10 protein-coding genes and 2 pseudogenes are annotated in these 14,536 nt (G+C 59.5%); 5 read left to right on the top strand and 7 right to left on the bottom strand.

The window, feature by feature from the left end:
• Positions 1-97: 97 nt before the first annotated feature.
• Positions 98-187: pseudogene (locus IVA98_RS37240) on the bottom strand (taurine dioxygenase); the annotation flags it as partial.
• Between the two features lie 446 nt (positions 188-633).
• On the opposite strand from IVA98_RS37240, the gene IVA98_RS13855 reads away from it, so the two are divergent.
• Both IVA98_RS13855 and IVA98_RS13860 read left to right on the top strand, forming a co-directional pair.
• A complete protein-coding gene (locus tag IVA98_RS13855; RefSeq protein WP_247301106.1) occupies positions 634-1,848 on the top strand; it encodes a TAXI family TRAP transporter solute-binding subunit in 1,215 nt (404 codons plus the stop codon).
• Positions 1,833-2,450 (top strand): hypothetical protein, encoded by a 618-nt coding sequence (locus IVA98_RS13860; RefSeq protein WP_247301107.1) that lies wholly within the window; start codon positions 1,833-1,835, stop codon positions 2,448-2,450. Before IVA98_RS13855 ends, IVA98_RS13860 begins: the two co-directional genes overlap by 16 nt.
• A 55-nt stretch (positions 2,451-2,505) precedes the next feature.
• Here the strand turns inward: IVA98_RS13860 and IVA98_RS13865 are convergent, their stop codons facing one another.
• Positions 2,506-2,814, bottom strand: coding sequence for a hypothetical protein (locus IVA98_RS13865; RefSeq protein WP_247301108.1), 309 nt, complete (start codon positions 2,812-2,814; stop codon positions 2,506-2,508).
• A 797-nt stretch (positions 2,815-3,611) separates the two neighbouring features.
• On the opposite strand from IVA98_RS13865, the gene IVA98_RS13870 reads away from it, so the two are divergent.
• Complete coding sequence (locus tag IVA98_RS13870) at positions 3,612-3,866, top strand: DUF6894 family protein (RefSeq protein WP_247301109.1); 255 nt, start codon at positions 3,612-3,614, stop codon at positions 3,864-3,866.
• Between the two features lie 165 nt (positions 3,867-4,031).
• The gene (locus tag IVA98_RS13875) at positions 4,032-4,268 is read left to right on the top strand and encodes a hypothetical protein (protein WP_247301110.1); all 237 of its coding nucleotides are present in this window, start codon (positions 4,032-4,034) and stop codon (positions 4,266-4,268) included.
• Positions 4,269-4,783: 515 nt separating this feature from the next.
• Here IVA98_RS13875 and IVA98_RS13880 read toward each other — a convergent pair.
• Together IVA98_RS13880 and IVA98_RS13885 are read right to left on the bottom strand one after the other, a co-directional pair.
• The gene (locus IVA98_RS13880) at positions 4,784-4,987 is read right to left on the bottom strand and encodes a hypothetical protein (protein ID WP_247355102.1); all 204 of its coding nucleotides are present in this window, start codon (positions 4,985-4,987) and stop codon (positions 4,784-4,786) included.
• 1,093 nt (positions 4,988-6,080) lie between these two features.
• Positions 6,081-6,263: a hypothetical protein gene (locus IVA98_RS13885; protein ID WP_247355103.1), complete on the bottom strand. Its 183-nt coding sequence runs from the start codon at positions 6,261-6,263 to the stop codon at positions 6,081-6,083.
• 2,164 nt (positions 6,264-8,427) lie between these two features.
• Between IVA98_RS13885 and IVA98_RS13895 the strand changes: the two genes are divergently transcribed.
• Positions 8,428-9,045: a xanthine dehydrogenase family protein molybdopterin-binding subunit gene (locus tag IVA98_RS13895; protein ID WP_247355105.1), complete on the top strand. Its 618-nt coding sequence runs from the start codon at positions 8,428-8,430 to the stop codon at positions 9,043-9,045.
• A gap of 289 nt (positions 9,046-9,334) precedes the next feature.
• Here the strand turns inward: IVA98_RS13895 and IVA98_RS13900 are convergent.
• The 3 genes and pseudogenes from IVA98_RS13900 to IVA98_RS13910 all read right to left on the bottom strand — a co-directional run bounded on the left by IVA98_RS13900 (position 9,335) and on the right by IVA98_RS13910 (position 14,348).
• A pseudogene (locus IVA98_RS13900) lies at positions 9,335-10,644 on the bottom strand (HlyD family type I secretion periplasmic adaptor subunit).
• On the bottom strand, positions 10,641-12,425 hold the full coding sequence (locus tag IVA98_RS13905; protein ID WP_247355106.1) for a type I secretion system permease/ATPase: 1,785 nt from the start codon (positions 12,423-12,425) through the stop codon (positions 10,641-10,643). Before IVA98_RS13905 ends, IVA98_RS13900 begins: the two are co-directional and overlap by 4 nt.
• Before the next feature lie 144 nt (positions 12,426-12,569).
• Positions 12,570-14,348, bottom strand: coding sequence for a PQQ-dependent sugar dehydrogenase (locus IVA98_RS13910; protein ID WP_247355107.1), 1,779 nt, complete (start codon positions 14,346-14,348; stop codon positions 12,570-12,572).
• Positions 14,349-14,536: the final 188 nt, after the last annotated feature.

Here is a 14,536-nt window from a genome sequence, read left to right on the forward strand (position 1 = left end):
ATTCACCTGCATTCGCACCGTGACCTTAAAGCTAGACTTAAGGTCAAATCCTCGGGCCGCCTCTCAAACTAAACAAGGCGGCCGACGCCGGAGGGATACTCTTGGTCCAGCGGAAGCGGCATTGAAACAGCGGGTTTTCGACATGCTGGTAGAGATAGGCGAGCATCGCGTCGCTCTCGTCGTTCGGTGGAGCTTGCCGGAGCATTCGAAGAATGGGGCTGACATACCAACGGGGTAGTCACTTTGAGCATTTGATTGTATTTCGTATTTCGCTTTCGCTTTGATGCTCAGCGATGGCACATGGTCGGATCGCTTCTCCAAGAATGTGCCTCAGGCCAAACAAGTCAGGTACCAAACAATACGGTCACGCTCCTTGGCTTGGTGTAATCTCCGCCACCCCAAGCTGCTGAAGTGTCAGCCACATTAGACGACACGTATTCACAGGATGATCGATCATGCAATCGCCCTCAATAGCGTGGTGACTTAACCATAAACGACTCAGGCCAGATTGCCTGGTGTTACTACAACGATGTTTGCCGCGGGTTGTCTGTAGCGGCGGCAGCTACACCAATGAATAGGGTGTGAGAGGATGTCACGCTCAGGCGAGGGCTGGTCTGCAGAACAGGTTCGACAATGACCGTCTGCGAAGCGGCGCGGGTCGCGTTGTTCACTATATTCATTGCAGCCGCCTGGCTCGTCGAACCATCCCTCGCGCAAAGGCGACCATCCGCTTCTCCGAATGAAAGCGCGAATGTGCCTCCGGCGAAGGAAAGCGCCCCCAGGAAGGAAGCCGGAACATCCGAGAACAGGTACAGGGCCGGAGTCGTTACTGGTACACCGCGCAGCACCGAATTCGCCATAGCTCAAGAAATCGCAACCGCGTTGGCCAGCGGTCAAGAGACCGGCCCTCGCGGAGAGGTGGCTTTGCGGGTAATGCCCATAGCGGGGAACGGTGGCATCAGCAACATCCTGGACATGCGTCCCGCCTCGGGAGCCGACATGGCAATCGCGCCCGTCGTCTTGGCCAATCGAGTGCGTGATTCAGGGACATTCGGCGATATCCGTCAGAAGCTTGTCTACATTACCGTTCTTTTTCCCCAAGAGTTCCATCTGCTCGCACGGCCTGAAATCAGAACTCTGACAGATCTCGGGGGAAAGACAGTCAATCTCGGCGAAGAAGGCAGCTCTGGAGCTGTACTTGGTCGTGACGTGCTCAATCGCCTAGGCGTCACGATCAGCGAATTGAACCTGGGTTTGGACGCCGCGCTAGATGGAATGCGAAAGGGGCAAATATTCGCCACCCTGTTGGTTTCGGGAAAACCGGTCAACTTCTTAGCGCGTTATCAGGAATCCGAAGGCATTCACTTCCTGCCGATCCCGTATTCGCCAAGACTGGAGGATGATTACCTGCCATCGGCTTTCCGTCACGAGGACTATCCAAACATCATCCCGGCTGGCGAAAGCGTCGGCACGATTGCAATCCAATCCGCTCTTTTCGCTTACAACTGGCCGATCCGCAGCGAGCGGTTCCAACTAACGGAATTGTTTGTCCAGACATTGTTCTCGCGATTCCCCGACTTTCTAGGGGACGCTCACCACCCAAAGTGGAGAGACGTGAACTTGGCGGCGCTGCTTCCGGGGTGGCAGCGATTTCGTCCCGCAGAGCGCTGGCTCCAGCGGCCACTGGGGAAGAGGCCGGACTTCGTAAGACGTTCGGCCGATTCCTCGAACAGAAATCAATCGACAATCTGTCCGAACGCGAAGCCCTGTTCCAGCAGTTCGTGCGGTGGGAAGAACGGAAACCGGCGGAGTGAGCGAATCGGGAGACCTGAATGCGCAATCGAGTAGCCGTCGCGGCACTAGCTGCATTGCTCGGAATTACGGCCGACGTGCGACGGCCTTGCGCGCAACCTGATCGAGCCGAACGCACGGCGGGGGAGGCGCCTGCATTAATGCGATTGCAATTGGCCCATCATGAAGTGGAAATGCACGCCCGAGGTCATGGCCGCGACAAAGTACACAGGAGGCCTCACGTCTATCGTTCGCTTCCAAATCAGCGGAAGATTGCCGAAAGGGACGGTTACCAACGGGTCAGCGAACTCGTGAACTTCCCAAAGTTCTTTCCAGGTCTTGGCATCATCTTTGTCAAACCCGAAACTTTGCCGCTAGGGCCCTTCCTTTGCTTCGATCGGAAGGATCGCTTGGTAGCGACCGTGTATATGGTCCCGACAAAAGATATCAACGATCACAAACCAATGGAGACCACCGGGTTCGCCGGACGAGTTGACCACGTCAGCTTCTACTTCAACCCGGGTCACCCCGGAGTGGACATGCCGCACTACCACGTTGTGATCTGGCATGTGACCAAGAAGCAGGAAGAGCGCGTTGCGAAAACGCGCACAACACCACCGGGCAAGACGCCAGTACACCGGCTCGTCCTCGGTCACTAGGGCTACCCTCGGTTGACGCGGGCAGCGCGGCAAGGGAAGGAATCCGACGAGGCACTCAACTCCGTCGCAAAAACAATGCCTCGGTACGCGCTGGAGCACCCCGCTCTGGACGGAGCTTCTTTGCTAGCACCAGCAGGTCACCAGCAGCCCCTTTGGCGACCTGCCCTGCTTCCTTGGTCCGATCTCTGAAAGTCTCTCGAGCAGGCATCTTTGCAATCGCCTCTTCAAGCTCGACCGCGATAGCCCTGTAGCGTGCGAGCAGCCTCGCGAACGCATCCCGCTTGAGTTCACTCTTCGCGGCCTGCTGCGTGCGCTCGCATTCTGCAATTTGCCCGCGAAGTAGCTCTAGGTGGGCTTGCTTCATGGTCGTTCCTCTCCGGGAATGTACCCATTTTTCCCGAAAGGGTCCCACGTTAAGCCGGATGTCCTCTCCGGCTAACATAGATTAAAGGAACTTCGGACTTTTCCCGTTCTGCGACGCAAAATCATTCGCACGTAGGTCGATTTAAATTCTTCTGCACCCGGATTTAGATCGTTTTGCCCGGTCTATTTTCACTGTGTGCGCGCTGCAGCGAAAACATTGCTGCGGCTTCGTCTTTCTAGACGACTTCATCCGACCCGCTCTTCTTCGGCAATAGGCGACCATCGTTTATCGGGCGAGGAAGGCGCTGCGCACAGTCCTACTCCGGCGCGCTCACTTCGATATTGCGGCGGAGACGGGGGAGGCACCTTCTCGGCGAGCGCCGCAAGCTCTTCAGCGATAAGCGGACCTGACAGCGGCGCCCGCTGATCCGTTAAGGCTTTCCTTTGATCGCGCAGCCGACAGCTTTCTTCGATGGCAACTTGGGCGCGGAGATAGCCGCGGGAGCGGCCTTCGCCGAATTTTAGGTGATAGGAACAGCTCTCCACGGCTCGCGTTGGCCGTGCCATTGATGCTCTTGCTAGGAGGGCTGAGATGCAGAGGGAGATTTGGATTGTAGTGGGGGCTTTGTCCTCAATCACCCTACTCGCGAGCATCTGCATCGTAGCCCTGCCCAAAATTTCGTTCGACCAAAGAGGCGTGCCGAACTCCGATGCATCTATGCTTTTTGTGTCCAAGAACAGCCCATATATGCGGAACGAGCGCTAGCTGCCCACCCGAAAGACGACACTATCCGGAACATGTTTTCGACTGCAGCATTTTACCGCCATGAGAGGTACTTCTTTCATGTCATTCACGGCCGGACGCACGTCGACGAGGAAGGCGAGGAGCTGCCTGACAAGCATGCCGCATGGAAAGAGGCCACCGTTATGGCCGGGCAGACCCTACACGAGCTCGACGGAAAGCTTGCGCCCGGACGCGATTGGCGGATGGAAGTGACGGACGAGTTTCAAAACACGCTCTTCGTCTTGCATATCCAGGCGAACGTCAGCTGATACAGCCGCGGAAGGAAAGTGACCGGTCAGAAGATCACTCTCGGCCAATGTGAGGCGCCGCGCCTGCGCGCGAGCCTCTGGTCGTGGTCGACGCTCACCGACATGGGGGAGTCGCTCGGCGGCCGCCGCGCTCTCGCGGTCGCCTAGCGAGAGCAAGGGCAAGTAATGGCGCGCGATCAGAAGATCACGCTCGGTCAGATGCGCAATCCGGACGGCGGCCGCGGCGGCACACGCCACCTGCTAGTTTGTTGCGCCGACTACAAATGCGGCCACATGGTCCGGCTGGCGTCGGCCGAGGTTGACCAATGGCCGGATGACCTGCGCCTGTCGGATCTCGAGCCGAAGTTCACCTGTCGCAAATGCGGCCGGCGCGGCGCCGATGTGCGGCCGGATTTCGATTGACCCGAGATGGGCCTGCGCGGTTAGAAGTTGTCCAATTCGCTTTGCGTCCCGCGCATACAGGCCTTCACAAACTCTCGTTTTGCACGGTCCTGTCCTTTTGCAATTCCGCCCGCACTGGAAAAGCCGCGTTCCCTGGGACACTCCGGACGCGTGTCGTCCATTCGACTGCACGCTCGCGAGCATGTGGGGTCCGTGCGGTCCTGAATCCAGCCGTCCTCGCGCTCGCGAATGACGCGGACTTCGTGCAGCACGGACCCTTCAACGAAAACCTCGGCGATGACGGAAGCCCCCCGGCTATTGAGCGATCAGGCGCGCCTCAGAGTCCAGCCGCGGGAAGCGGGGGAGAGAGAACGCAAAACATTCCGTGGAAGTTTTCGCCAAGGCTCCGCTGCTCCTGGTTGAGAGTTGGTTCGCACGACGGCGTTGGGAGAACCGCGGTCGCAACCTTCATGCGGACGACGTCCAAGATCTTCCAGACCTCGCTGGGCCTATTCGATTTGGCAATCGCTGCGCCGCTATGCGGCGGCACGGGCCAAGAGCACGTTCAAAACGTGCATTTTGATCGCGGCAGCGTCCCGCTCTCCCTGCGAGGCAAGCCAAAGAATCCGCTCGGCCAGTTCGACCGCGGACCGATGCTGCTGCCGGATGAACGTCGTACTGGCGAGCACTTGGTCAAGAACATTGCGTAGCATCTGCACCGTAGCTGCATCGTACGTCATGTGCCAAGTATCCGGCTTACCGAGAGTAAACACCAAAGTGAAACTCCTCGCGAACGACCGATAGCGAGGACCTTCCAATGATTGATCTGAGACTCCTTTGGGACCGAGATAAGTACGCCTTTATTGCGGACCTATGACAACGACTGGTCAGGGCCAGGGAGCCTGCGTCGGGACAAGGTCCGCCCTAGCGCGGTAGGAACCACGAAATGCGTCACCACTTATTTGCGCGCTGGCTCTTGCCCAAGTCTAGCGCTTCCAAAACCGCAAGGAAGCTAACGTGACCGTCCTTACACCGACCGAAGGGCGCCGAATGCCACTGGCGCCGCTCATTGCGCTACCGCGATGCGACACAGACGGAGGCGTGAACCCGTCCAGAGGGCTGGACGACTTGATCACCACCTTCCAGGTCAGGTGAGTTTTAATGTTGGAAGATTGAAACTACGGGGTTTCTGCTGGGGTTTCTTTCGACGCAGCAAAGAAGAAACGCTGTTGCGGAGGAGGAAAACATGAACCAGCCGAACCGGTCATTGGGCAGAAATGCAGTTTTAACCGCTAGCCTCGCCGCGGCTCTTCTTGCGCTCTCCACTAACGGCGCCTTGGCTGCCATTGCGTGTAGGGGAGACCTTTGCTGGCGTGTTCATACGCCCTATCTCTACCCGCCGTCTCCGACAATAGTCATCCATCCTGACTATTGGAGGCCCCCAACTCCGACAATCGTCGTTCGCGAGCACTGGCGTCCCGTAGAGCGCTTCACGCGAGAGTACATCGTGCGGGAATATGGCAGCTTCGACGATCCCGAATGGTAGGCCAAGCCGCATAAAGGCAGACTGGAAGCCCCAGCACGTACATGGCACCCTACGGCCTGGCCTCCGATAGTCTTGGGTTGTTGCCTCGTCTTACGCTCGAGCGGTGTGCTGTTGCGCCACCGATGCGACGATAGTTCGCCGCAGGCAGAGAAAGGCCCCAGTCTGGGGCTGACTCGAGACTGGGCTAGCTGGTCTACTCGGCACCCATTGTTGGCGGATGCTCGCTGTTTAATACCGGCGGCACGCTTCGGCTCAATCTGAGCTGTCGGTCGGATCGGCTGTCTTGGTCAGTCGCGGTCGCGGTGGTGGTGATGCTCATGATGATGGATGAGGCCCCCTCCAGACTTCGCGATGGCGGTTGACGTCAACGACGTCGAAAGCAACGCGGTCAGCGCCGGCGGGGTCACGACAGCGAACTTGCCGCAGTTCTTCAAGAACTCACGGCGGCCTCCATCATCTGTGTCTGGCATGGCGCTCGCGCTCCTTTAAAAACGCTGGTACAATTAATGTCACGGATTTAATTGATATTAAATAGAGATCAGATCACGAAACCGTATTTGGAGAGAGTGAGGCACCCGCTCTCCGCGATGTCGGGAGGATCTCTCACAGCCTAGAGCCGGGACGGGTGGGCGATGCTGATGCCGAGCAAGCATCAGATCGCCGTCGCTTTGCAGGCTCACGTCGATATCTGGAGCGCGCCGGCCGAAGCTCTCGAGGCGAAGCTAATAGATCTAGTTGCGCAGACGGCTCAGCCGCCAGGGCGTCTGAGTGGAGTTGCTCACGAGTACTGAGCCGAATCCCGACCGCACCGTGATCTGTTGTTCGCGATCACAGTGACAGTCACAGCCTTCGCGGCATTCGTCACCACGTTTGAGCGGGTTGGGAGCACCACACATGCCGACCCTCTCGCCGGCACCACGGGCTTCGCCAGCCCTCGGCGGCCTCTCGATCGCGGACCGGGGCGGCCAGTAGTGCGGAAGTAAGCGCTGCACGGATAACCCGTCCTTGTGCTGCGGCATAAGACGCGCAGCGGTACCTGAGTGACCCGGACTTTCAAACGAAAGCCGATCCAAAAACAAAGGGAAAGAGACGTGCAGCGCCAACCCCTACCGCGTCGGCCGGGGTCCCTTGCACGTTCACGCCCCCGTCTTTTGGGATTGAATGTTCCTACCTCCGATTGCATACTTTTCCCGTTCTCGTCTGCATATCGTTTCAACAAGAAATGTTCGAGCCAATGAGTAATCGACGTCAGGTTTACAACTATTCGGTATTCTGCGCGAACGGGCGGAGGGGCTGCTCGCATCGTTTGGGGAACTGCAGACGCTCCGGCGCCACCTGCGCGCCGCCAATGCAAGACGGATTGGCAGTGGTCGGCGCACCCGGAAGGCCGCCCGCAGAAGGAGAGTTCTTCGGCGGCCGTAGCCACCGTCCAATGCGACGACGCGAAGTCGCGTCACGTCCCTTTACAGCCTGCCCGCGCAGAACCGAAGCATTAGAGCAACAGTTCACGGCACTCTGACCAATGCGCGATTGTTAATTTGCGTCGTGTGCGCGACTCAGGCCCTGCTCTCTTTCACATAGAATATGGGGAGAACGGGGAATGATTATACGGGCGGGAGCCATTATTGCGTTGCTGCTGATCCCGCTGGGGTCCGAAGCCTTCGCTTCGCGTCACCACAGGCCCACAACACGCATATCTTGCAGCGAGGTCAGGTACTACGTCGCGAAATATTCGGCACCAGTGGCCGAGATGTACGCTCGCAACCACGGGGCTAGCGACGCACAGATCGAACGCGCGCGCCGCTGCTTGGCCTCAAACGGGACTGCCGAAACGGAGCGACCACGCGCTATACCGATTGAACTGTGACAACAATGCTATCAGCTGCTGATTTTGTTGTACTTTTCGGTCCGGCGATTTATTTTGTATGGCACCCTTGAAGGCGCAGCGTAGCAATGTTGACCACGATTCCGCTCGAGGGTTGCCAGGATGGACATCACGTCAGGAGCTGTCCGGTCTGATTCGATAGGGGTTCGTGATTACGGCACCGGCAAGGGGCGTGCTGGCGGAGGGCGTGCTGGCGGAGATAGTGGGACTCCCTTCCCCCATCGCATTTGTCTCCCGAAACCCCATAAAACAAGGCGTTCGCGAAAACTCCGGTGGTGTTTTGGGACCACCGCCGTGTACCACCATCAAAGGCTTCGAAGGATTCGTTTTTCGAACGATTTGGAGGCGGTTCGGGGCGACGCTCGCGGGACCAAGCGAGCGCGGCCCTCTTAAACTCTCGTAGCGGCAGCGTGCGTGGCATCGCATCGATGAGAGGTCCGCGAGGGCCGGCCGTGAGGGCTGGACCGCTTGAAAGTGCCTCCTCAAGCAGGGCGCTACATCGCGATCAATGGACTAGGGGCCGTTCGCGAAACAACCAACAGCAGCCGCTTCCGAGCACGGCCTGATTACGTCCTGGACGAAAGCATCGCCACCTTGCTGGCGCGAACCGTCTGTGACTACTCTTGAGCGTGCCGCGTACCGCCGATTGCGGCACATGGAATGGGAATGCCGGCGCCGGCTGCTTACCCCATCCTGCGGCTGGGGCCGTTTTTGAACTGCTCAGCATCGTTCTATTCGGGGTCACAACCATGCTTAAATCTGTCAAAGGCGTTGCCGGATTGAACGTCAAGCTATCGGAGATCGCGCGCACCCTGGCCGGGAATGTCGGAATTGGCCTTCCCGGCGGCATGGACCCGGACCTCGCGGCGACGGCATACTTCAACTCGACGGCGCTGACATTCGCCTACGGCGCAAACGCCTGCGAAGTCGAGATCGATCCCGAGACCGGCGATGTGCGGATCGTCCGCTACGTCGTGGTTCACGACTGCGGCAAGCTGATCAATCCGCTCATTGTCGATGGCCAGATTCGTGGCGGGGTCGTCCACGGGATTGGCAACGCGCTGTTTGAACGCATGATCCATGACAAAGCTGGTCAGCCTCTGACCACCACGTACGCGGACTACCTTCTGCCGTTAACGTCCGAGATGCCGCAAATCGACATCCACCATCTCGAAATCCCGTCGCCTCGCAATCCGATCGGTGTCAAGGGGGCCGGCGAAGGCGGGACTATTCCAGCTGCGGCGTGGGTGATCTCGGCAGTCGAGAATGCGTTGGGGACGAATGCACCCTTCATTGCACTTCACGCGATTTCGCCGCAACAGGTGGTGAAATTGATCGAGGTTACCCAATCAGCTGCGAAGGCCTGATTGTTCGTCCATGGCAGCCTTGATATGGTTGCAAGGAACCCTCCGAGGTGTTGCCCTTGCACCAAACGGCCGTCCTCCCTCTGGCCCTGATTATCTGTCCAAAGCTAGTCACGCCTTCGGCAACGAGACGCCGATGGGGTCGAGGGACATGTAGGTCTCAGCAAGCGCTGCTAGGTGCTCTGCAACCGCGTACGCGATCGGCTGGAATGAAATAGGGACGCTAAGCTCTCGCTGAGAGTCATCGTCCAAGGCGCTTCCGCGCGCAATCAAGCAACAACGGAATGAAATATCATCGCTCGCGCCACGCCTTCAGGATCTGATCCGAAATCGGTTTGACCAGGTACGACAGCGCCGTGCGCTCACCGGTCTGGATGAACGCCTCGACGGGCATTCCCGGCACGAGCTTGAGGCCGTTGAGCCGCGCCAACTCCTGATCTGGCAGGCCGACTCGGATGGTATAGTATCCCGCCCCAGTTTTTGAATCCTGCGTGACGTCGGCCGCAACCTCAATCACCGTACCGTTCAGCTCGGGGGTCGTGCGTAGATTGAATGCTGCGAAACGGAGCAGCCCGCGCTGACCAACCCGGATCTGATCAATGTCCTGAGGCGCGATTCTGGCTTCGACGAGCAGCGGCTCGCTCTCGGGCACGATCAGCATAATGGCATCGCCCGGGTTGATCACACCGCCCACCGTATGCACGGAAAGCTGGTGCACGCGACCATCTTGTGGTGCGCGAATATCGATGCGCATGAGCTGGTCCTCGGCCGCGATCCGCTTTTCCACCAGCTCCGAGATCTTGGCCCGGATCTCGCCGAGTTCCTTGCCAACCTCGCTCCGCAGGTCCTGATCGATCTGGAGAATCTGCAGCGCCGTCTCACTGATCTTGCCTTTCGCTTCTGCGATGGAGGACGTCAGCGCCCCTCGTTCACCGTGCAGCCGCGCTGCGTCGCGTTCCAATGCCGTGACCCGGGTAATAGGCACAAGCTTGCTGCGCCACAGCTGTCGAACGCCATCGAGCTCCTGGTTGATCAGCTCGATCTCACGTTGCTTGGCGGTGACTTGCTCAGTCATGCCGCGGATCTGCTCCTGCACCTGGCCAATGCGCTCGTACAGCTGCGCCTTCTGCCCGGCGCGGGCAGCGCGGCGAACTTCAAATTGGGTGCGCTCCCCTTTCAGCACTGCCGCGACGACGGGATCGGAAGACCGTCGTTCGAGCTCATCCCCGAAAGCCACTGCCTCGCCGCCGTCCCGTTCCGCCTCGAAGCGGGCCTGACGAGCCGTGAGTTCGGTGAGGTTCTTGACGATCACAGCCAAGTTAGCGCGCGTGACGGTCTCATCAAGACGTACCAGGATGTCGCCGGCCTTCACGGGATGACCTTCACGCACACGCAGCTCGCCGACGACGCCCCCCGTTGGGTGTTGCACCTTTTTCACGTTCGAATCGACCACAATGCTGCCGGTCGCGACGACAGCGCCTGCGAGTTCGGTTGTGGCCGCCCACCACCGAGCCCTCCAACCAGAACGATGGCCGCGGCGATCCCAATGCGAAGCTGACGACGGATCGCGGGCAGCGCCTGGCTTGTCAGCGCAACGCTCATGAACCGATCTCCTGAGCGGCGCTTTCGAGAGGCACCGGCTGCACCGGCTTCGGCGCAAAGAGCTTTCTTGCGATCTGGTCCCTTGCCCCCAGCGCTCGCATGCGCCCTTCGGCCATGACCAGCAGTTGATCTACGGTTGCAAGCGCGCTCGCGCGGTGTGCAACGACAATGGCGATGCCACCCCGCTCACGGACCGCGATGATCGCGCTGGTGAGCGCCTGGTCTCCTTCGCCGTCCAGATTGGAGCTGGGCTCATCAAGCACAACCAGAAACGGATTGCGGTACAGGGCTCGCGCCAAAGCCACTCTTTGGCGCTGTCCGGCCGACAGAAATATACCGCCCTCGCCGATCCGCGTGTCATAGCCGTCGGGCAGGCGGAGAATGAGCTCATGGATGTTGGCCGCCTCGGCTGCCTCGATGATGGCCGCGGGATCGGGCTCTGATTCGAAACGGGAAATGTTCTGGGCCACGGTTCCTGAAAAAAGCTGGACGTCCTGCGGCAGATAGCCGACGTGGCGACCAAGCGATTCAGGTCTCCAGTGCTGGATCGCGGCTCCGTCCAGCCGTACGGTGCCTTGTGCAGGCGACCAGACGCCAACAATCGCACGTACGAGCGAGGACTTACCGGAGGCGCTGGGGCCGATGATGCCGAGCGCTTGGCCCGCCTTCAGGGCGAATGATACCTCCTGAACAACGAACCGCCGCTCACCCGGAGGCAACACTGAAACGGACTCGACCGCGAGCGCTTTGCACGGCGGCGGAAGTGCGGTCGGCTGGTCTCGTTCCGTAAAAAAGGTCGACCACTGCTTGAAGCGCTTCAAACCGTGTCGGGCCGTTACCAATCCTTTCCAATGCGCGACCGCGAGTTCGACCGGCGCCAGTGCTCGCGCGGTCAGGATCGAACCTGCGATGATGATGCCGGCAGTCGCCTCCTGATGGATCACCAGATAGGCGCCTACTCCGAGCACCGCCGATTGCAGCATCAGGCGGAGCACCCTCGAAATCGCGCTGAGGCTGCTTCCGATATCGGCGGCGCGTTGCTGGCTCGCCAGACAGGCCGCGCTCGCCTGGTCCCACAGTCGTGAGAGAGGCACGCCCATGCCCATCGCGCGCAGCACCTCGGCATTGCGCCGGCTCGCCTCAGCAAGCGCATTGCGCTTGGCCGTGTTTGTTTCAGCTTGCCGGGCAGGCGATCGCGTCAGCACGTCGGCCAGAATGGTCAGGGTAATTAGGACCAGCGCGCCGGCGAGCGCTGTCCCACCAATCAGCGGATGAAACAGGTAGCAAATCCCGAGGTAGACGGGGATCCAGGGCAGGTCGAAGAGCGCGATCAGACCGGGGCCGGATAGAAAGGCGCGCATCTGATCAAGGTCGCGCAGCGGCTGCAAGCCATCGCCACCTGATGACGCAGCCTCGAGCGGCCATCGCACTATGAAGTCGTAAACCCGCGAGCGTAGCACCTCGTCCAGCCAACCGCCGAGCCGCACCAGCACTCGAGCGCGCACGACGTCCAAGATGCCCTGGAATACGTAAAGACCGAGCGCCAGCACGGCGAGCCCGAGGAGTGTTGGAATGCTGCGACTCGGCAGGACTCGGTCGTAGACCTGCAGCATGAAGAAGGAGCCCGTGAGATAGAGCACGTTCACCAGCGCGCTGATCAGCGCCACCCCGAGGACGGCTCCGCGGCACGCGCGCCATGGGGACGCTGAGGCCTCGTTCCGGCCCGGCGCAATGGAGCTGGAGAGCGAGCGGGTCAATTCCCACCTCCTCTGGCGACCCATCCATCGGCTGACATACCGCCAACGTCGCGGTCAGCCGGTCCGTCTCTGTTTCTGACCGGCTGGCCGCAGCCTCAGTTCCATTCCAGGAATCTCGCTAAGGCGCCCATGGTCTGCCCTACCTAAAGAAGGGTCCAACAGCGCACCTCACGCCAACAACGCGCCATCGTGGTGATGAACCGGATCGTTTGGATCGATGGAGGTTGGCGAGAGGATCCATACCTTTCCAGTCCTCGGCTCTGCCAGGTTGAGCCCCGGCTCGAACACGCCGAAATCCACGATGAACATCGTGCCGTCCTGGAATTTGACATCGATGGGCTTATTGAACCCGTTCGGGTCGAAGATGTCCTCGACCGTGTTGCTGGTGTGCGTGATGAAATCGCTCACGGCTCCGGTGGCCGGATCGACCTGCACCACCTTGTAGCCAACTAGGTCCTGCGCCCCGGTAACCGGAACGAACGAGCCGGTCTCGGCCACGAACAGATCTCCGACCGAACCGAACTGGGCGTTCGACGAGAAGTCGAATTTGTTGGCCGATGAGTGATACTCGAACTGGGCAACGGCAGGTTCGACCTGCAGGCTGCTCCGGAAGTTCTCATCCAGGACAAAGCCGGGAGGCGGGATCGGAAGTTTGCCTTGCGCGAACAGAGGATCGGTGACGGGCAGCACTGCGCCTGTATTCGGATCATGGAAGAAATCCGGCCATCCGAAAAACTCCGCTGTCCCGCCCGCGTTCAACGCGAAAAGATCGTCGAAGTCGTTCGCGATCGGCCGCGACTCGACTACGTGCAGCCCATCCAGCGGAGCAGACCGGATATCAGCGCCGTTGTTGGTCGCGAACAGCAGATCCGGGTTCAACGGATCAAAGCCGATGCCGAACGGATTGCGGAATCCCCAACCCTCGAGCCGCAGCGTCGACGCGGGATCATCAGCGGTCGGATCAAAGGAATAGATTGCAGCATTGCCTGCAATCATTCCTTCTTGCGGCGAATCCGGCGTGGCCGCGGGTATCACCGTGCCTGGCACAATCGGGCCTGAACCAAACGGCATGAATGGCGCCGTGACCTGGTTCTCTGGGTTGAGCCCCGGCACAGCAATGGGAGCGTGGAATTCGGTGCCGTTCAACACGACATCGTGCGCGGCGAAATCGTGGAAATCAGGAAATTGCGTCAGCCAGCCGCTCACGAGCTCGTTGTCCGGTCCGACAACACTCGAATTCGTGGCGCTCCCCTGCGAGAAATACAGGCGCCCCGAAGAGTCGAAGACGATCTCTTCGGTGTAGTGATCGCCAGTCGAAGGTAGGTTCGTCAACACAGTCGTGAAGCTGCCGACCGGGTCGGCGGGATCGAATTTCGAAATGGCGCCGACCAGCCAGTCGTTGGCGCCGAGCTGCCGGTGTGCAACCCAGATCTCGCCGTCGTGGAAAGTGATATCGGTAATCGGTCCGGCCAAAACCCCCGTGGGGAGCTGATCACTGGAGAGCACCGGGATGGGATGCCCATCCGATCCGATCTCGACAATCTCGGGCACCGTGTTTGGCGTGGCGCCTGACTCGCTCACCCAGACATGGCCATCGGAGAACGTGATCGCGGTCGGAAACGTCAAGCCGGTGGCAAAAGCCTGCAGCGAGTAGCCATCTGGTACGACCACGTTCTCAGGGGTCGATTGACCGTCGTTGTGACCGTCGTCGTGATCGTCGCAATTGTGCTCGTCGCCGGTTTTGCCATTCGATTGAATTTGACCAAAGCGCTCCAGCACTCCCTCCAACGCAGCATTCAAAGGAGAATTCAACGGCGGCGCGTTCTGATTGGCGAGTTGAGATAGCTCGGAAGCAGCTAATGCGAGAGCGCTCGATTGAGCATGGCCAATGCGAGCCAAAATAGCGTCGAGTGCAGCATCGAAATGAGCATCGCTAGTCACTTGCATATTAGCCTCCTCTACCAAGAGAATTTGGCTAACGAAAAAGCAAGCAAACAAACTCATCCAACCGTGAGCTGTCGGGTATTGCTATTTCAGCGAACAGTCCTTCGCAAGTTAAATTTGCTCGCCCCTATTTCCGCGCTATGTGCCGTCTTTGGAGGGGCAGATGGAGCACGCGAGCGAGGCGCCGAAGA

This window comes from Bradyrhizobium sp. 160, from assembly GCF_023073735.1.
GTDB lineage: Bacteria > Pseudomonadota > Alphaproteobacteria > Rhizobiales > Xanthobacteraceae > Bradyrhizobium.